A 16,557-nucleotide genomic window follows, 5' to 3' on the forward strand; every position below is an offset into this window, starting at 1 on the left:
CAGGAGTTTCGCGATGGCGACTACGGTGGAGTTTCTCAGGGACTACGGGGTGGACATACGGACCAATGGTCAGCGACGCTGGCCGGATGAGGTCAAGGCGCGGATCGTGGCTGAGAGCTTGAAGCCTGGGGCGACAGTGAACGGGGTTGCTGCCCGGTATGGGCTTCGGGCGAACCATTTATCGGAATGGCGCAGTCGGGCGCGCGATGGCAGGTTGGTTTTGCCCGCAGTTGAAGACGATGACTTTTGTTTTGCGTCGATTGTAGTGGCGGATGATGGCGGCGATGCTCCTGTGCCAGTAGCGTCTGCACATCTGGCCAAGTCTGACGTTGCACCATCTGGTCCTATCGAGATTTGCATCGGCCAGGTGACAATCCGGCTTGATGGCGCCACAGGGGCTGCGCGGGTTGGTGAGATTGTACGGGCGATCGGTGCGCGGCCATGATGTTCCCGTCCAATCGGGTGCGGGTTCTGGTCTCGACGCAGCCTGTGGACTTCAGGAAGGGTCATGATGGCCTGGCCGCGCTCGTGTCATCAGTGCTGCGCAAGGATCCGTTCACCGGCACAGTGTTTGTGTTCCGCTCACGCCGGGCGGATCGGCTAAAGCTTTTGTATTGGGACGGCACCGGTCTGGTAATGGCGTATAAGCGGCTGGAGGATTCGACCTTCACCTGGCCCGCGATCAAGGCTGGGATAATGGCGCTGAACCATGCCCAATTCGAGGCGCTGTTTGCAGGTCTGGACTGGCGGAAGGTAAAGGCGCTGGAGAGGCGCCCACCATCTGCGGCAGAGTGAATCAACCGCCTGGTTTTGCGTGTTTTTACTGGGGCTTTGTGGTAGCTCTGGCCTATGCAAACAGCCCCCATTCTTGATCTTTCTGCCATCCCGGTTTTGCAGCGCGCAGCGGTTCTGGCATTGATGGATGAGGTGACAGCGCTGAAGGATATCACCAAGCGGCAGGAACATCTGATCGCTGAACTGAACCACGCCCTGCATGGCAAACGGTCAGAGAAGCTGTCCGAGGATGAGCGACAACTGGCGTTCGAGGATCTGTCCATCGCGCTGGCCGAGGTCGAGGCGGAAAAAGAAAAACAGGCCGCCAAAGCGGGCGACGGGACGGCCAAACCGTCGCCCAAGCGCACCATCGGCAACCTTCCCGCTGCGCTGCCGCGCATCGAAGAGGTCATCGAACCTGACAGCCTGATCTGCCCATGCGGCTGCGGTGTCATGCACAGAATTGGCGAAGACCGCAGCGAGCGGCTGGACATCGTGCCTGCCCAGCTGCGCGTCATCGTCACCGTGCGCCCGAAGTATGCCTGCCGGACCTGCACCGACGGGGTCACCCAGGCATCAGCGCCATCGCATCTGATCATGGGCGGCCTGCCGACCGAGGCCACCATCGCTCATGTGCTGGTCAGCAAATATGCGGACCATCTTCCCTTATACCGCCAGAGCCAAATACTGGCGCGCGCAGGGCTTGATCTGCACCGCGCGGTGCTGGCCGATTGGGTCGGAAAAGCGGCGTTCCATTTGAAGCCGGTTGTCGACCGGCTGGCCGACCATCTGAAACGATCCGGCAAGCTGTTCATGGACGAGACAACGGCTCCGGTGCTGGACCCGGGGCGCGGAAAGACAAAGACCGGGTATCTTTGGGCGTTGGCTCGCGACGACCGAGCTTGGGGCGGTGAGGACCCGCCCGGCGTGGTTTACTTCTATGCCCCGGGTCGTGCGGGTGAGAATGCCGAAACCTTCCTCACCGGCTTCGATGGCATCCTGCAGATCGACGGGTATCAGGGCTATAATCGGTTGACCAAACCTTCGCGCAAGGGTGGTACGCCCATTCGGGTGGCCCATTGCTGGGCGCATGCGCGCCGCAAGCTCAAAGAAGTCTTCGACCGCGACGGATCAGAGATCGCCGCAGAAGGGCTGCACCGGATCGCCGAATTTTACGCCGTCGAGGCCGATATCCGCGGTATCTCGCCCGGCCAGAGATTATCAGCCCGTCAGGCCCGCACCGCGCCGCTGGTCGCAGCCTTCGGCGACTGGCTTCAGGCGCAACGCCGCAAAGTCTCCAGTAAATCCCGGCTCGGCGAAAAGCTGACCTACATCCATAACCATTGGAATGGGCTGCAAACCTTCCTGACCGATGGCCGCGTCGAGATCGACAACAACCGCGTCGAAAACCTCATCCGCCCCATCGCCCTCAATCGCAAAAACGCGCTCTTCGCCGGCCACGACGAAGGCGGCATCGCATGGGGCCGCATCGCCTCGCTGATAGAGACCTGCAAGATCAACGGCGTCGAACCCTTCGCCTATCTCAAGGCCACCCTCTCAGCAATCGCCAACGGCCACCCGCAAAGCCGCCTTGACGACCTTCTGCCGTGGAAATTTGCGCCGTCAAGCTAATCCGCTGGTGCCATCCAGCTAACGCTTACCGACAGACAATGCGTTCATCGAAGCGTTCAATGGCCGGTTCCGTGCCGAGTGCCTAAACGCCCACTGGTCCTGACGCTTGCAGATGCGGCCGAAAAGTTGGAGAGTTGGCGTAGATACTACAATGAGGAACGGCCACACAGCGCGATCGGCAACAAAGCCCCGATCACGCTGGCGAAATCGGGGGGCATCACCAGCCTGTCACCCTGATCGAAGCCGGAAAACTCTCGCCAAGGGCGGTAGAAGGTTCGGGGTCGGACCAAAACCCAAAGGGCTCCGGTTCCGGCTGGATGAAAGTTCAGTGGCAGGTCAGCGGTTCAAGTATCGCTCACAGTTGCGATAGTATATTATTGTATGTATGCTGGAGGTCCCCTGCCAAGGAACCCTAGCATGAGCGTACTACTTAGAATCCGACTTATATCGTTGGTCGTAGCCCTGGCTTTGACTGGGGTTTCGCTGCCTTCCAACTCAAGGGCTCAAACCTATCCTATCGACTGCGCGATCCTGCTTTGCCTATCTGGTGGCTGGCCAGCTTCCATACCATGTGCGCGAGCCCGTGCAGAGTTCATTCGCCGGATTACACCATGGCCGGTCGAGCCTCCGCTGCAAATCTGGCGCTGTCCCATGGGCGCGTCCTACGAGTTCGAACCTCAGCCAAGCGGAACAAACCGTATCTTCGACGCCTTGTTCGGAACTGATGATTTTCACCCACGCCAGTCATTCCTCATGACCCATCGCGCCCCTGAAGCAATGGCAGAAACGGCCGTTCTGAGCATTGACGAAACCTCGAAGGCGCTCGTTCCCGTGAATCTTGCCCTACGCCTCGTTCAAGATCGCGCAGACATCGACATCAGCGGACCGGAGTTCAATTTCGTGCGGTCCATCCGCGTCTTTGACGTTCGTTATGCCCACCAGCACGAATCCGGGCGAGATGGCGACTGCAACCGTAGCGCCGTAGTGGTCCTCGGTACCTACGGGACCCAGGGCGATTTCTCTTGGCAGCGATCTTCTACTGCCGCCCTCCCCTCGGCCCATGTGGGACTTGAACGCTGGGGGGAGCATTGCCCAAGCATCTACCATCGGTCGGTATTAGTGGATTGGCGCGACTATGAAGGCAAATACGGGTACGAGCAGGTAAATTACTGATCCGCCGCCGCCAGCCGCAAAGCCATTGTGCTCACGTGCAAGACCGGTCCGTACTAGCCGTTTCGGAAACGGTTCTCCAGACTTCCGCCACAAAACCAATAGGTTGCCCGCACCCGGTTTGTCGCAGGCACTTTACTCGGTCACTGCTGACCGCCAAAGCTACTCGCGACCACCACTTTTTGCTTCGATACGGGTCAAACCGACGAAATCAATTTCACGCTTCTCCGCGTCATTCAGATCGGGTTGACATCGTGCAACTCGCTGCGGGCCTCTGGCGTCCCACATCACCGCAAGTGCGCCCGTACTCCAGCGATATACCCAACCGACGACACTACGCTCATCGGCTGCAATCAAATTGGCGATCGCGACGCCTTCGACCTTATCTTCATTCACTGTCCAATGACTTCCTGCAATTGGGCTTTGTCGATCGCAGCTTCGACTTCCGAAGCGTTTGCTGCAGCGGCATGCCGGGTTTCGTTAAATTGGTTAGCTGCTCTTCCTCGCGGCAACGAAATTCACACCGAGAGAAGTCAGCTCCCGTGTTCTCGATTAATGAAATTGCTCAAATCCGGTGGTCGGGCTCCGTGGCGGCTTCAACGATCGCCAGAACCTCGATGGGGTCAAAGCCGATGGCGCGCGCCAGAACGACCAGTTCGACGACGTCGACCCGGCGCTGGCCGCTTTCAATGCGCGCCACAAGGGATTGATGGCACTTGAGCTTGACCGCCAAGTCCTCCTGACCGAGGCCCGCCTTGATGCGGGCGTCGACCAATGCTTGGCAGAGTGCCACCTGTCCTTTGCTTCTGATTGTCTTTGCCACGCGTCACATACCTTTTGTGACGTCGCTAGCGGATGAAATCTGTTATCTAAAAAGTAGATATTTGAGAGTGTTATCGGCGTCTGGTTTCCATGGGCAGCAAGTCTGATGCTCCCGAGGTTGCCCATCAATCCCCTACCAATTGCAGAAATCGGCCATAGTCTTCACTGACTTCGCGCGCTTCCTCGAAGGCACGGGCCCGTTCACCGTCGAGGCAACGGAAGTAGCTCTGGATATCCTGGATGTAATCTTCGAAATCGCCACGGATGATGTCCGCATAGTCCCGCGCTGCCTGCGAATCGCTTGGCACGAAAGGACGGGCCGGGGCGAAGCAGGATTCCGCCAAAACTGGTCCGGGAACGCAGATCAGAAGGACCATAGCTTGCAATGGGAGCAGACCTGTCAACCTTGGGTTTCTCAAACCTGTTATCTCCTTGATCGCGGACACTGGCCGTGACTAGTGTTTGCGTAACCAAACTACAGCTAAAGCACGATATTACATCTTGCGGTTGTTATTATACTATCGTAACTCTGGGCTTCAAGTAGGAATGCCCGGGCGTTGCGTCTTTGGAGAAAGCGTGAGCCGGGCCATGAACTGGGACATCGAAGCACCAAATGTGGTTACGGAAGCCAGGTTCCGCGAGCTTGTGGAAAGCGGCTATAGCGCAGAAATCCTGTGCCAGGAGTCGGCACATAAGAAAGGCCCCAGCTATTACGGGGTCTGGATCATGCGCGTTGTCTCTGATGAGGGGGTGGAAAAGCTCCTCGTCACCGCCCGCACGCGAACGACCTACAACGATATCAAGATCCGCGAGTTCAAGACGATCTCCGGCGTGGTGTCTTTCTTCATTGGCCTTGGCTTTGCACATGTCGACCTGCCACTTGAGGCGGGTACAAGCCGTACGCATAAACTTGCGCCATCGGACAAGGGCACTCGTAACTAACCTCGTCTGTCTCTGGCTGGTCGCCGCGCCAGCTTCAGCGCAAATGGTGCTGGTCATGGAGAGCGACGGCTCCCTGACGCCTTCCCAATCCCAGAATAGCTTCGCGCGCAATTATAATGACGGCATCGGTCAGGGGTCGGCAGCCGATGAACTTGCGATTTTCGGCAGCGATGCAACTGTGCCAGAGCGTGAAGCGATGCGCTTTGCAGCCCGTGTCGGTCCGGCACCCCTGCCCCGCGCCGATGTCCTAAACGCCATAGAGACCGCGGCACTGCGCTATGCCAGCCACCCGGGCCTAAGGCGCGCGGAGCTTTCCGTCACGGACTGGCTGAGCCTCTACCGCGCCAATATCGAAGTTGAGAGCGCCTATCGGCAGGATGCGATCTCACACGCGGGCGCCATTGGCCTTGGCCAGCTGATGCCCGCCACTGCCCGTGATCTCGGCGTTGACCCGCGTGACCCCCAACAGAACCTCGACGGCTCTGCCCGTTACCTCGCGATGATGCTGGAGCGCTTCGGCGATCCGCGCCTGGCTCTGGCTGCCTACAACGCGGGGCCGGACGCCGTGCGCCAGCACGGTGGCATTCCCCCTTACCGAGAAACCCAGAACCACGTGGCCCGCGTCATGGCCGTCGTGGCCCGATTGGAAGGATCAAATTCATGAAACAGATTTCAAACCTCTTTGTCGCCTCGCTGGCGCTATTCCTGCTCATTGCCGAGCCCGCCCTCGCCCAGAGCATCGACCTCTCCCCGATCCAGAGCCTGCTGCAGGGCATCGTCGATGCGCTGACCGGCCCGCTCGGCGTGGTTATCGCCACGCTCGCCGTGCTCGGCGTCTTCCTCAGCTGGTTCTTCAACATCATCGACCTCCGCCAGGCACTCTGGGTCCTTGTGGGCATCGCCGGTGTTGCCGCCGCCCCCACCATCGTTGCCGCCGTTTTCAGCGCCCCTTGAGAGACAGGTTCCTTGGCCGATCGATCTTCACTCTTCCTGGGTCTCGTGCGCCCGCCGAAGCTCCTGGGCCTGCCCATCATGTATGCGATGGTCTGGCTCTTCGGCTCGGTGCTCCTGTTCGTCTGGGTCCAGCACATCGCGGTGCTGGGTGTCGCCGCCCTACTCTATCCGGTGCTGTGGAAGGCCGCGGATTGGGACCCGCGTTTCATCGACGTGATGATGACGGCACTGCAGGAAACGCCACCCACGCGAAACCGCAGCATCCATGGCGGGGACAGCTATGCCCCGTGATGAAGCCCGTGATGCTGCCCTCGACCCCCGCACAATGACGCCGGACTGGTATGCGCGCGAGACCCGCCTCGCGCATATGCTGCCCTATGTAAGCCTCGTTGACGACCAGACCGTGCGGACACGGGTGAACGAACTCTTCCGGTGCATCCGGCTCGAGGGGATCAACAGCTACACGACCGATGATGCCTATCTCGACAAGGTGACAGCGCTTTTTGCCCGCATCGTCGCGCAGCTCGGCCCGGAATTCAGTTATTACGTCCACAAGGTCTCCAAGGCCATCAAACCTGATCTCGACCCCATCCGTGAGGACAGCTTCGCAGGCGAGGTTGACCGGCGCTGGCGCGCGAAACTCGATACCAGCGGGCTCCGCGACAAGACGCTGACGCTCACCGTCATTCACCGCCCACCCCCCAAAAGCCTCCTGCCGTTCCTCAGCCGCAGCGCACCGGACCGCCTGAGAGAAGAGACCCGCAAGCGCCTGCAGCGGCTGGGCGAGGCCGTGAACGTCTTCCTGTCCGGCCTCACCGACCTCAAACCGCGGCTCCTATCAGCCGCATCGGGGGAATTGGTGGGGTTTTTGGGGGCGCTCAACACGGGCACCGAGCTGCCGCTTTATCCGGCAAACACCTACGGCTTTCTGTCCTTCAACGTCGCCAATACCCGCGTGACGTTTCACGGAGACCATTTCGAGCTCTCCGAAGGCGTCGTGGGCCATCGCTACGGCAAAAGTTTCACCATCGGGGAATACTCGGAAGGCACCTCCTGCACCATGTTCGACATGCTGAACCTGCCGGTCGACATGATCGTGACGCACTCCTTCACGCCGATCAACTCAAACGTGATGGCGGGCCGCATCAAGCGGCAAAAGCGCCAGATGCAGGCCAGCCAGGACGCGGCCCTCTCGCTCCTGGAAGCCCTCGACATTGCCGCCGATGATCTCGAGGCCAAGCGCCAAAGCTTCGGCGAGCATCATATGGTCGTGACGCTCTTTTGCGAAACGCTCGAAGAGCTGCAGTCGCTCAGCGCGGAGATCGTGAATGCCGCCGCGACCGAAGGCGTGAAGATGATCGGCGAGCGGGTCGCGGCCAAGGCGCATTACCTCAGCCAGCATCCCGGCAACCAGCCCAAGCGCGTGCGTGCCAGCGCCGTCACCAATCGCAACTTCGCGGATTTTGCGGCCTTTCACCGGACACAGCTCGGCAAACCCGCCGAGAAAACCCCATGGGGCCGGGTCGTCACTTATTTGCCCACGCCGGAGCAAAGCGCCTACCGGTTTTCCTATCACGAGCAAGGCTCGCCCGACAAAGAACCGACCAGCGGCCATACCTTGATCATGGGCAGGCCGGGCTCTGGCAAGTCCGTTCTCTCCGCCTTTCTCATGACGCAGGCCCGTCGAGCAGGGGCGCGGATCTTCGTCTTCGATTACCGTCTTGGTATGGAGATGGCGGTCCGCGCCAATGGCGGGCGCTACGCCTCCCTGAACGCGGGCCAGCCCACGGGTCTCAATCCGCTCTGGACCGAGACCGATGCGCGCGGCACCGCCTGGCTCTCGGACTGGCTCACAACGCTGCTCTACCGCGCCGACAAACCCCTGACCCCGGCGCAGACCAACCGCATCCAGGAAGTGGTGCGCCAGAACGCGCAGGCCACCAATCCGGCCCTGCGGAACTGGCGGGATTTCGCATCACTTTTTGTGTCCACCGATGACGGCGGCGATCTGCACCAGCGCCTGTTTGAGTGGACCGAAGACGGCCGCTATGGCTGGATCTTCGGGCAGAGCCTCGAGGACACCTTCTCGCTCAAAGGCGATGTGGTGGGCTTCGATCTGACCGGCATTCTCGACAGCGAGGCCGACAAGGAGCGGATGGCAGTTCTCTCCTATCTTTTCCGCCGGGTCGAACGCGAGATCGAGGACCGCCGCCCCACCATCATCGTGATCGACGAGGCTTGGAAGGCGCTCGACAACGCGTATTTCGCCGAACGGCTGTCGAACTGGCTGGTGACCGCGCGCAAGCAGAACACCGTCGCCGTGATGATGACGCAATACGCAAGCCAGCTCGAGCGCACCCGGACCGGCAAGACCATCGTCGAGGCAGTTCCGACACAGATCCTGCTGCCCAATATCCGCGCGCAGCCTGCGGACTACGCCATGCTGAACCTCACGGAGAAGGAGCTCGACGTCCTTCTCAACACGGGCAGCAACAGCCGCCTCGCACTGATCCGCGACGATCAGGGCTCGATCGTCGTCGATGCCGATCTGAGCGCCCTTGGGCCCAGTCTCACGATCCTTGGCGGCATGGAAAAGGGCGAAGCGCTTGTTGGCGCCGATTACCGCGACCGCCCAGATTTTTGGAGGCTTTTATGATCCGTATCCTGTTTCTTCTCACCGCGCTCGGCGCTTTAGCCTCCTGCGCCCAGTACCAAGAACCGCAGGCCAATTGCTTCACCTTCCTAGCCTCGACAGCCCCCGTCGCGCCTGATTGCACCTTCACGCCTCTAGGTGCGCCGGAGGGCGACATTGAAGTCTAGCCTGCCTCATATCCTCGCGTTTTGCCTGCTGCCCGGTCTCGCCTTGTCTCAAGGCGTGCCGACCAATGACAGTGGGCTGACCGCGCGTGACATCGTCGAGACAGGCGATCGCGAGGCAGACTTGGCTGTTCAGGCCGACAAGCTTGCCGTGCGCGAACTCATCGCCGAGATCGAACGGGAGCAGCTGGAAACCCTCCGACGCATCCTCGATGCCCAGACCAGCTTCGGCGGTCAGGGCCTGCCTGCCATGGTCTCAGGGCTGGAAAGCGGCAGCGGCGATCCCGACCGCGCCGTGGAAGCCGTCTATGGCACGGGCGAGATCGATCCCAATCGCGGCGGTGCGCAGATGTTCGGGGATGCGTCTGAGAACATCGAGCAGCTCATCATCCGCGTCGCCCAGGAAACCAGCGGCTTTGCGGGAGTTGGCCGCGCAGGGCTCTCCCCCGTCCAATGGCGCGCGTTGCTGCAAGCGCTCATCTGGCAGGAAAGCCGTTTCACCATTGGGGCACGGTCTCCCGTCGGCGCCTATGGTCTCACCCAGATCATGCCGGGCACCGCCAGCGATCTGGGCATTAACCCGGAATACTATGACAGCCCTTACCTGCAGGTGCATGGCGGCGCGCGCTATCTCGCGACCCAGCTCAACACATTCGATGGCAATATCATCAACGCGCTCGCGGCCTATAACGCCGGACCAGGCCGGGTTTTCGAGTATGGCGGCGTGCCGCCCTTCCGCGAGACCCAGCACTACGTCCAGGTGATCCCCGAACGCTATAACCTCTATTTGACCCGTATCGGCGGGATCGAAGCGCTTGGCACGATCGACCCCGCGCTTCTGGCCAATGCTAACCTCTCAATCACCGGGCACGGCGCTGCCTTCTATGGCAACAACTCACCAGCCGCGATCCACCAAGCCGCCCTGCGCATCCGCGATATCGTCGAACGGATTTCCGAAACCGAGGACGCGCAGGAGAGCGTCGCGCTCAACACCTATGCCCGCGCCGAACTCGTGCGCCTCGTCGCTGCCCGCATCCGGCTTCAGGCAGCACGCACCCGCGTCCTTTCTGCCGAGGAGCTGGCCCAGGCCAGCGCCCGCATGGCCGAAGGCGCGTTCATGGATTTTACGATCAGGGAGATTGAATGATGGGACATCTGCTCTTGAGGACAGCTTTGGCCACGACACTTGGCGTTGGCTTGCAGTTCAGCGCCCTACCCCCTGCCGCAGCACAAGGTGTACCGGTCGTCGACACCCAGAACATCGCGCAAAACATTCAGCAGCTGCGGCAGATGATCGAAGACGAGATCCTGCAAAACGAGCAGCTGACGCAGCTCCGCGAACAGCTTGCCACGCTCACGGACCAACTCGCGGAGCTGCAAAGAACCTACGAGGCCCTCACCCGCCTCGCCGAGCTTCCAGAAATCATCCGCACCGAGATGGAAGACGAACTCAATGGCCTGCTCGACCAGGAGTTCGGGGACATCCTCGCCACGATTGAGGCGATCAAGACTGGGGATTTCTCCGGCCTGTCCGGTTCTGGCGCAGGCGAAATCGAAACCCAGATGGACCGGGTGCTGGCTGATCTCGGATTTGACGACGACACTCTCTCCGAGATGGCCACGAGCGGAAATCCCGGGGCCAATCGCGTGGCGACGCAGGCCACCACCGGTGCCCTTGTCTCGGCGGCGGCCCAGAACAGCTATGAGGATGCCGGCCAATCGCTCGAGCGGGTCGACCGCCTTGTCGGACTCATCGACGACATGGACGAACTAAAGGAAAGCATCGATCTCAACACGCGCGTGACCGCGGAGCTCGCCATTGCGCTGGTCGCCATGTGGCAACTCGAAGCCATCCAGACCGTGGGCGATGGCACCGGCGGCGTGATCGATGCCGCCACCATCGCCGAAGAACAGCGCTTCATGGATTTCACCTTGCCGGACCTGCGGGCCGAGTAATCGCGGGGGCATGAATGGTGGCGACTGAACAAGAAATCATCGAGGAAGAACTGGTCTACGGTGCCCTGCGCCGCGAACGGCTCTGGCAACGCCTTGGCCTGATGGGCCTTGTCTTCGGTATCATCGGCTGTCTGAGTGCCGCGGCTGTCTCGATCCTCGATGTCGACCCGCCCCCCGTCGTTGTCCCCTATGATCCCGCCACCGGCTTTGCACTCCCCGAAGCCTCGGTGGGCGCCTCCTCGGTGACCGCCAACCAGGCGATCATCGAGGCGGAGGTGTTCCGCTATGTGGCCGACCGGGAGGTCTATAACCAGCTCGACAACGATCTGCGCATCCGCAGCGTCCTGCGCCGCTCGGACGGAGCTGCCGAGAGCGGGCTGCGCCAGATCTGGAACAGCGCCAACGAGAATTACCCGCCGACGGTCTATGGCCCCAATGCTCGGCTCGACGTGGAAATCCTCAGCATCAACCGGATCGGAACCAACCGCGCGACGGTACGCCTGCGCAAGCGCCTGACGTCCATTAACGGCACCCAGACCGGCCTCTTCACTGCGACGCTTCTCTTCGAGTTCCGCCCGGAGACCCGCCGCTCCATCGATGAGGTCTGGACCAATCCATTCGGCTTCACCGTCCTCGAATATTCCATCCGCTCCGACAGATTGGAGAACTGACGTTGTTGTTTATAAGATCGCTTATTTTTGTCATTGCCCTGTTGCCCGGCCTCGCCTCTGCCGAAGCCATCCCGCGTGGCGGTCCCAACGACAGCCGGGTGCGCTTGGCCACCTACCAGGAGGGTCAGGTCTACCGTCTCAGCGTGTCGCTCACCCATGTGACCACCATCGAGTTCGGCGAGGGCGAAAGCATCCGCTCGATCATCGCGGGCGACACCGAGGGCTTCGAGATCGACGGCGTCCCGGGCGGTCAGGCCTTCGCGATCAAGCCTGTGGCGCGCGGGGTGCATACCAATGTGACAGTCTATACGAACCGCCGGAGCTACTACTTCAACGTCCAGGAGGTCCGCAGCCCAACCTTCTACGTGGTGCAGTTCCGCTATCCGGAGGACGATGCGCGCCCGACCCGGGCCATCGCCGCCCAAGCGCCGAACTACAATTACGGCGCCAGCGCGCGGACCGAGTTCACGCCAACGCGCATCTGGGATGACGGGACGTTCACGTATTTCGCGTTTCCGCGGAACGCACCTGTGCCAGCGATCTTCCGCTACGCGGGCGGCCGCGAGCGCACGGTCAACACGCAAACCCCTGAAGACGGCGTGTTCCGCGTCAGCGGCGTAAACCGCCAATGGGTCCTGCGACTTGGCGAAGAGGTGGTCTGCATCGAGGCGATCCCGCCCGCGGAGGCCGCCTCATGAGCGATACCGAGAATACCGAGCTGGAAAAGCGCCTCGCCGCCCTGGAGAAAGGCAGTGCCCGCGCCCCCATAGCGGCGCAGCGCCGGTCGCCCCTTCTCGCGCTGATCGTGATCCTCGTCATCGGCGCGGGTGGTGCCCTGCTTTATCTCCTCTCACAGCCCGACGAAGAGGAAGCCTTGCCGACGGCCACCCCGGACGTCTTCCAAAACGAGGGGGACGGCTTTGGCGCCATCGAGACCTTGCCCCCGCCCGAGCCCGAGGTTGTGTTCGTCGGACCAGACCCCGTTGAGCCCAATGCCGAGCTTCTGGCGCAGATCACCGCCCTGCAGGCCCAGATCGAGGAGTTGCGCAACGCCCCCGAACCGGTCGTCGAGGAAGACACCGCCGCCGCAGAGGCGATCGACGCGCTGACCGCTCAGATTGCGGCGCTGCAAGCCGCCTCGGAAGCAGCACAGCAACGATTTCAGGACGAACTGACGGCGCGGGATCGAAGTCTTGAACAACTCCGCATGGATCTGGAATTGGCCCAACTCGAGGCCAGCCGACCCCAACCCGCTCCAGCGGGCCCCACGGAAGATGAGCTGCGCGCACGCGAAGAAGAGCGACTGCGCCGCGAGGAAGAAGCCCGGCGCATGGCCGAGCTGGAGCGCCGCGCCGCGGAGGAACGCGCCTTCCAGGAGCGGCGCATCGCCTCTCCCACCATCGCTTTTGGCGGTGCCTCCGGAGCGAATGAAACGGCTCTGACCGAACGCACTTTTGGCGAGGTGACGGATTTCGTGCTGAACGGGGCGCTGCCCTCTACCGTGACGCAGGCCGAGGTGATCGCCAATTCCTCAAACACCGTCATCCAGGGCACCATGATCCAGGCCGTCATGGAAACTGCCCTCGACAGCTCCCTGCCCGGCCAGACCCGTGCCGTGGTTTCCGAGGATGTCTACAGCGTCGATGGCGCGCGCCTCTTGATCCCCCGCGGATCCCGCCTCATCGGGCGCTACCGCGCCGGCGTCGATATCGCGCAGCGCCGCGTCACGATTGCCTGGGACCGGATCATCCTGCCCGACAACCAGACCGTCCAGATCAGTTCATTCGGGGGTGATGAACTGGGCCGTTCTGGCGTCACGGGTTTCGTGGACACACGCTTCGCCGAGCGTTTCGGGTCGGCCGCCTTGATCTCGCTGATTTCCGCGGCACCAAGTGCCGCCGCCTCCGAGGTCCAGGATGAGACTGCCGCCGACGTTCTCGAAGACGTTGGCGATGATCTGGCAGATGCCACGGACAGCGTCATAGGCGATTACCTCTCCATCGGCCCCGTCATCTATGTCGACCAGGGCGCGCGCGTCACTGTCATGGTCGACCGCGATCTGGAGATATTCTGAGCCCATGTCGCTGAGCTATCTTGAAACCTCGCTCGACCGGATCGACGCCGCCGCCCGCGACGATGTCATCGAGATTTGCATCAATCCAGACGGGACCTGCTGGGGCGAATTCCAGGGCGATCACTTCATGCGCGCGCTGGACCAGAGGCTGACGGGCGTTCAGGTCAGGGACCTCGGCAACCAGATCGCCTCTTCGGCCAATACAACGATGAGCAAGGACCGCCCCATCGTCTCGGTCTCGATCACCTACAAGGGGCGCCCGATCCGCGCACAGGTCATCACCCCGCCCGCCGTGCTCTCGGCCATGTCGATCAGCCTGCGGTTCTTCTCAAGCCTGCCACTCGAGGGCATTGCGCTCGATTTTCTCTATGGCAAAGAGCGCAAGCTCGAAGACCTGCGCGTGGAAAAGAAGCGCGCCTTGCGCGCCGTGGTGGCCGCGGGTTTGATCGATGATGCGCTCGCCTTCTGCGTCGAGAACAAACTCAACATGATCGTCTCGGGCGGCACCTCCACCGGCAAGACCGTGGCCGCGCGCAAGATCCTCTCTCACGTACCGGCCGAGGAACGCATCGTCACCATCGAAGAAGCCGCCGAGCTTCTGCCGACCCAGCCCAATGCCGTGACCCTCATCGCCAATCGCGACGCAGAATTCCAGACCGCAGATGTGCTTCTCACCGCCACGCTGCGCATGCGCCCCGACCGGATCATCCTGGGCGAGGTGCGCGGCAAAGAGGCCATGACCTTTCTGGAAGCCATCAACACCGGCCATGGCGGCTCGATGACCACGCTACATGCCGAAACCCCGCAATTGGCGGTGCAGCGCCTCGCGATCGCAGCACTCAAGACCGAGATCCCGATGACCTATACTGACATGATCCAGTACATCGAGAATTCCATCGACGTGATCATCCAGGCCGGTCGGCATGACGGCAAACGCGGCATCACCGAATTCTACCTCCCCGGCGCAACTGAGATTGGAATTTCCCAATGAAGACGTTTGAATACAATATCCTGTCCTTTCCCATGACCCGCAAGACCAGCCTCTCCGACATGCAGGCCAGCCTGAACGAGAAAGGCGCAGACGGGTGGGAGGTGGTGTCGATCAGCACTTCGGAGTTCGCCAATATCGGGCACACCGTTTTCCTGAAGCGCGAAACCACACCCGCTGGAGCCACGGCATGAGGCAGGCGGGCTGTACCCTCGTACTGACTGCGCTGGTCCTGGGACTGACGTCGGCACCCGGCTTCGCTGAGCGCAATCTCGTGCCGACCCTCGATCGCAGTTTCGACGTCTGTCCGAAGCGGCCCGTTGAACCCGTGTGGATGCAGGAGATCCCCCTGCGCCAAGCCTATCAGCGCGTGCTGGTCCAGGACATCTACCGCGCCCAGAACCTCGAGCGGATTGTCGAGACCAGCAGCTGCGATTGCGAAATCCAGTTCCCGTCCTGGGACGCGGCCGAGGCGGTGTTTCGGCAGAGGTACGCGAGCGACGAACGATGGGAGATGCTGCAAGCCTCGGACGCCTACAACCGCCGCGCCAACGCCGCCCGAACTGCCGCCAAGGCCATCTGCGACGCCGCAGGGAATTGGTAAGGCAGCCCCGCGATGAGTGTCGTCACCTACTTCGTTGAAACCTCCCAAGCCTATCTCGACACCGCCGCTGAGACCCAGTTTGGTGCGGTTGCGGCAACGGTCGGCACGCTCCTGGTTTTGGGGACAACGCTGGTGGTGATCCTCGTCGGCATCAACATGATCTATCAATATCGGGCCATGGATGGGCACACAGCCTTCTGGCTCGCGGTCAAGATCGGGCTCATCGGGATATTCGCGACCAATTGGATGCAGTTCAACGCCTTCTCGTCTGCCATTCTCTATGGGATCGACAGTATCGCGGGCGCGCTTGTAGCTTCCGTCGGCGGCGGCAGCCCGGGCCCTTCAGGCACCTTCGCGGAGGAATTCGACCGGCTGATCGCGGAGCTGGGCGACTATCTGAACGCTGCCGGGTCCGAGCTGAACTGGATGGCTGGCGCCATGCTCGACATCGTCGGTGTTCTTCTGCTTTCAATCCTCGGCGGACTGGCCGCCTTCATCCTCGTGGCCTCCCGACTGATGATCGCGCTTCTGATCGGGATCGCCCCGGTGATGATATTCCTGACCCTCTTCGAGGTGACCAAGGATTATTTCGCGCGCTGGCTGTCGGCGCTGATCTCCTTCGCACTATACCCCATCGTCGTGGCCGGCGTGTTCGCGACCATCACAGGCGTCTCCTCTGCGCTCATCGGTGAACTTGGCGACCCGGAAGGCGCTTCAAACATCGGCGCGCTCATTCCCTTCTTCATGATGGTGCTCATGGCCAAGGGCTTCATTATCGCCACGCCCTTCATCGTCCGCGCGATATCCGGCAACATCATGATGCCAGCCCTCTCCGGCGGACTCGGCGGCGGCTACAGCTTCGCCCGCGCCGCCATGGGCAGCCAGCAGGCTTACAATCGCTACCTGATCGGTGGGGCAAGCGGCGCCGAATACGCAGCCCTCAGGGCGCGGCAGTTCTTTGGCGTGCAGCAGATTCCCGTGAGGCAAGGCATGGGGCAGACAGGTCAGGTAAGTGGACCAGTGTCCGCAGACTCGGGGTCAAAAATGCTGGCGCAGCTGGCGAGACTCGGACGGCTTGGGCGGCGGTGACGGTGACGGCCCATTCCGGACATTTACTGTGCCCAGCCACGCCGCGTTGCGGCTTCTTAATAGC

The 16,557-nt window shown here is 61.6% G+C and carries 22 protein-coding genes and 1 pseudogene; 20 read left to right on the top strand and 3 right to left on the bottom strand.

Annotation, left to right across the window (positions count from 1 at the left end):
* The first annotated feature begins 13 nt into the window (after positions 1-13).
* The 5 genes and pseudogenes from RXV86_RS13050 (at position 14) to RXV86_RS13070 (ending at position 3,579) form a co-directional block, all read left to right on the top strand.
* Entirely contained in the window at positions 14-445 is a 432-nt protein-coding gene (locus RXV86_RS13050) for a transposase (protein WP_316300517.1), read from the top strand.
* Positions 442-795: an IS66 family insertion sequence element accessory protein TnpB gene (gene tnpB, locus RXV86_RS13055; protein ID WP_316300519.1), complete on the top strand. Its 354-nt coding sequence runs from the start codon at positions 442-444 to the stop codon at positions 793-795. The genes RXV86_RS13050 and tnpB overlap by 4 nt, the downstream gene beginning before the upstream one ends.
* A gap of 54 nt (positions 796-849) precedes the next feature.
* On the top strand, positions 850-2,406 hold the full coding sequence (locus RXV86_RS13060) for an IS66 family transposase (protein ID WP_316300521.1): 1,557 nt from the start codon (positions 850-852) through the stop codon (positions 2,404-2,406).
* A gap of 28 nt (positions 2,407-2,434) precedes the next feature.
* Positions 2,435-2,643: pseudogene (locus RXV86_RS13065) on the top strand (transposase); the annotation flags it as partial.
* 414 nt (positions 2,644-3,057) lie between these two features.
* Complete coding sequence (locus RXV86_RS13070) at positions 3,058-3,579, top strand: hypothetical protein (RefSeq protein WP_316300524.1); 522 nt, start codon at positions 3,058-3,060, stop codon at positions 3,577-3,579.
* Between the two features lie 159 nt (positions 3,580-3,738).
* Here RXV86_RS13070 and RXV86_RS13075 read toward each other — a convergent pair whose 3' ends face one another.
* The 3 genes from RXV86_RS13075 to RXV86_RS13085 form a co-directional block, all read right to left on the bottom strand.
* Positions 3,739-3,972 (bottom strand): hypothetical protein, encoded by a 234-nt coding sequence (locus RXV86_RS13075; protein WP_316300526.1) that lies wholly within the window; start codon positions 3,970-3,972, stop codon positions 3,739-3,741.
* 169 nt (positions 3,973-4,141) lie between these two features.
* Entirely contained in the window at positions 4,142-4,399 is a 258-nt protein-coding gene (locus tag RXV86_RS13080; RefSeq protein WP_316300528.1) for a helix-turn-helix transcriptional regulator, read from the bottom strand.
* A gap of 124 nt (positions 4,400-4,523) precedes the next feature.
* Positions 4,524-4,775: a hypothetical protein gene (locus RXV86_RS13085; RefSeq protein ID WP_316300530.1), complete on the bottom strand. Its 252-nt coding sequence runs from the start codon at positions 4,773-4,775 to the stop codon at positions 4,524-4,526.
* 211 nt (positions 4,776-4,986) lie between these two features.
* On the opposite strand from RXV86_RS13085, the gene RXV86_RS13090 reads away from it, so the two are divergent.
* From RXV86_RS13090 to RXV86_RS13160, 15 genes are all read left to right on the top strand, one after another.
* Positions 4,987-5,340, top strand: coding sequence for a hypothetical protein (locus RXV86_RS13090; RefSeq protein ID WP_316300532.1), 354 nt, complete (start codon positions 4,987-4,989; stop codon positions 5,338-5,340).
* A gap of 43 nt (positions 5,341-5,383) precedes the next feature.
* Positions 5,384-6,004 carry a lytic transglycosylase domain-containing protein gene (locus RXV86_RS13095; protein ID WP_316300534.1) on the top strand — a complete coding sequence of 207 codons (621 nt, stop codon included), beginning with the start codon at positions 5,384-5,386 and terminating at the stop codon, positions 6,002-6,004.
* A complete protein-coding gene (locus RXV86_RS13100) occupies positions 6,001-6,294 on the top strand; it encodes a TrbC/VirB2 family protein (RefSeq protein ID WP_093036864.1) in 294 nt (97 codons plus the stop codon). Before RXV86_RS13095 ends, RXV86_RS13100 begins: the two co-directional genes overlap by 4 nt.
* A 12-nt stretch (positions 6,295-6,306) precedes the next feature.
* On the top strand, positions 6,307-6,585 hold the full coding sequence (locus tag RXV86_RS13105) for a VirB3 family type IV secretion system protein (protein ID WP_316300537.1): 279 nt from the start codon (positions 6,307-6,309) through the stop codon (positions 6,583-6,585).
* The gene (locus tag RXV86_RS13110; protein WP_316300539.1) at positions 6,575-8,950 is read left to right on the top strand and encodes a type IV secretion system DNA-binding domain-containing protein; all 2,376 of its coding nucleotides are present in this window, start codon (positions 6,575-6,577) and stop codon (positions 8,948-8,950) included. The genes RXV86_RS13105 and RXV86_RS13110 overlap by 11 nt, the downstream gene beginning before the upstream one ends.
* Positions 8,947-9,114 carry a hypothetical protein gene (locus RXV86_RS13115; RefSeq protein WP_177193854.1) on the top strand — a complete coding sequence of 56 codons (168 nt, stop codon included), beginning with the start codon at positions 8,947-8,949 and terminating at the stop codon, positions 9,112-9,114. The genes RXV86_RS13110 and RXV86_RS13115 overlap by 4 nt, the downstream gene beginning before the upstream one ends.
* Positions 9,104-10,258, top strand: a complete 1,155-nt coding sequence (locus tag RXV86_RS13120; protein WP_316300544.1) for a lytic transglycosylase domain-containing protein — start codon at positions 9,104-9,106, stop codon at positions 10,256-10,258. The genes RXV86_RS13115 and RXV86_RS13120 overlap by 11 nt, the downstream gene beginning before the upstream one ends.
* Entirely contained in the window at positions 10,258-11,067 is an 810-nt protein-coding gene (locus RXV86_RS13125) for a type IV secretion system protein (RefSeq protein WP_288960149.1), read from the top strand. The genes RXV86_RS13120 and RXV86_RS13125 overlap by 1 nt, the downstream gene beginning before the upstream one ends.
* Before the next feature lie 14 nt (positions 11,068-11,081).
* On the top strand, positions 11,082-11,738 hold the full coding sequence (locus tag RXV86_RS13130; protein WP_047997957.1) for a virB8 family protein: 657 nt from the start codon (positions 11,082-11,084) through the stop codon (positions 11,736-11,738).
* A gap of 2 nt (positions 11,739-11,740) precedes the next feature.
* A complete protein-coding gene (locus RXV86_RS13135; protein ID WP_316300553.1) occupies positions 11,741-12,436 on the top strand; it encodes a TrbG/VirB9 family P-type conjugative transfer protein in 696 nt (231 codons plus the stop codon).
* A complete protein-coding gene (locus RXV86_RS13140) occupies positions 12,433-13,812 on the top strand; it encodes a TrbI/VirB10 family protein (protein ID WP_316300556.1) in 1,380 nt (459 codons plus the stop codon). The genes RXV86_RS13135 and RXV86_RS13140 overlap by 4 nt, the downstream gene beginning before the upstream one ends.
* 4 nt (positions 13,813-13,816) lie before the next feature.
* On the top strand, positions 13,817-14,803 hold the full coding sequence (locus RXV86_RS13145) for an ATPase, T2SS/T4P/T4SS family (RefSeq protein WP_316300558.1): 987 nt from the start codon (positions 13,817-13,819) through the stop codon (positions 14,801-14,803).
* Complete coding sequence (locus RXV86_RS13150) at positions 14,800-14,994, top strand: DUF4177 domain-containing protein (protein WP_012187154.1); 195 nt, start codon at positions 14,800-14,802, stop codon at positions 14,992-14,994. The genes RXV86_RS13145 and RXV86_RS13150 overlap by 4 nt, the downstream gene beginning before the upstream one ends.
* A gap of 140 nt (positions 14,995-15,134) precedes the next feature.
* Entirely contained in the window at positions 15,135-15,404 is a 270-nt protein-coding gene (locus RXV86_RS13155; protein ID WP_316300564.1) for a hypothetical protein, read from the top strand.
* A gap of 12 nt (positions 15,405-15,416) precedes the next feature.
* Positions 15,417-16,493, top strand: coding sequence for a type IV secretion system protein (locus RXV86_RS13160; RefSeq protein ID WP_088652243.1), 1,077 nt, complete (start codon positions 15,417-15,419; stop codon positions 16,491-16,493).
* The last annotated feature ends 64 nt before the right edge of the window (positions 16,494-16,557 follow it).

Source organism: Aliisedimentitalea sp. MJ-SS2 (genome assembly GCF_032586155.1).
Classification (GTDB): Bacteria; Pseudomonadota; Alphaproteobacteria; order Rhodobacterales; family Rhodobacteraceae; genus JAWHTC01.

Excerpts from the sequence above, each read along its gene's own strand:
- RXV86_RS13050 (WP_316300517.1), top strand. The coding sequence starts at position 14 with ATGGCGACTACGGTGGAGTTTCTCAGGGACTACGGGGTGGACATACGG.
- tnpB (WP_316300519.1), top strand. The coding sequence starts at position 442 with ATGATGTTCCCGTCCAATCGGGTGCGGGTTCTGGTCTCGACGCAGCCT.
- RXV86_RS13060 (WP_316300521.1), top strand. The coding sequence starts at position 850 with ATGCAAACAGCCCCCATTCTTGATCTTTCTGCCATCCCGGTTTTGCAG.
- RXV86_RS13070 (WP_316300524.1), top strand. The coding sequence starts at position 3,058 with ATGGGCGCGTCCTACGAGTTCGAACCTCAGCCAAGCGGAACAAACCGT.
- RXV86_RS13085 (WP_316300530.1), bottom strand. The coding sequence starts at position 4,775 with ATGGTCCTTCTGATCTGCGTTCCCGGACCAGTTTTGGCGGAATCCTGC.
- RXV86_RS13090 (WP_316300532.1), top strand. The coding sequence starts at position 4,987 with ATGAACTGGGACATCGAAGCACCAAATGTGGTTACGGAAGCCAGGTTC.
- RXV86_RS13095 (WP_316300534.1), top strand. The coding sequence starts at position 5,384 with ATGGTGCTGGTCATGGAGAGCGACGGCTCCCTGACGCCTTCCCAATCC.
- RXV86_RS13100 (WP_093036864.1), top strand. The coding sequence starts at position 6,001 with ATGAAACAGATTTCAAACCTCTTTGTCGCCTCGCTGGCGCTATTCCTG.
- RXV86_RS13110 (WP_316300539.1), top strand. The coding sequence starts at position 6,575 with ATGCCCCGTGATGAAGCCCGTGATGCTGCCCTCGACCCCCGCACAATG.
- RXV86_RS13115 (WP_177193854.1), top strand. The coding sequence starts at position 8,947 with ATGATCCGTATCCTGTTTCTTCTCACCGCGCTCGGCGCTTTAGCCTCC.
- RXV86_RS13125 (WP_288960149.1), top strand. The coding sequence starts at position 10,258 with ATGGGACATCTGCTCTTGAGGACAGCTTTGGCCACGACACTTGGCGTT.
- RXV86_RS13130 (WP_047997957.1), top strand. The coding sequence starts at position 11,082 with ATGGTGGCGACTGAACAAGAAATCATCGAGGAAGAACTGGTCTACGGT.
- RXV86_RS13140 (WP_316300556.1), top strand. The coding sequence starts at position 12,433 with ATGAGCGATACCGAGAATACCGAGCTGGAAAAGCGCCTCGCCGCCCTG.
- RXV86_RS13145 (WP_316300558.1), top strand. The coding sequence starts at position 13,817 with ATGTCGCTGAGCTATCTTGAAACCTCGCTCGACCGGATCGACGCCGCC.
- RXV86_RS13150 (WP_012187154.1), top strand. The coding sequence starts at position 14,800 with ATGAAGACGTTTGAATACAATATCCTGTCCTTTCCCATGACCCGCAAG.
- RXV86_RS13155 (WP_316300564.1), top strand. The coding sequence starts at position 15,135 with ATGCAGGAGATCCCCCTGCGCCAAGCCTATCAGCGCGTGCTGGTCCAG.
- RXV86_RS13160 (WP_088652243.1), top strand. The coding sequence starts at position 15,417 with ATGAGTGTCGTCACCTACTTCGTTGAAACCTCCCAAGCCTATCTCGAC.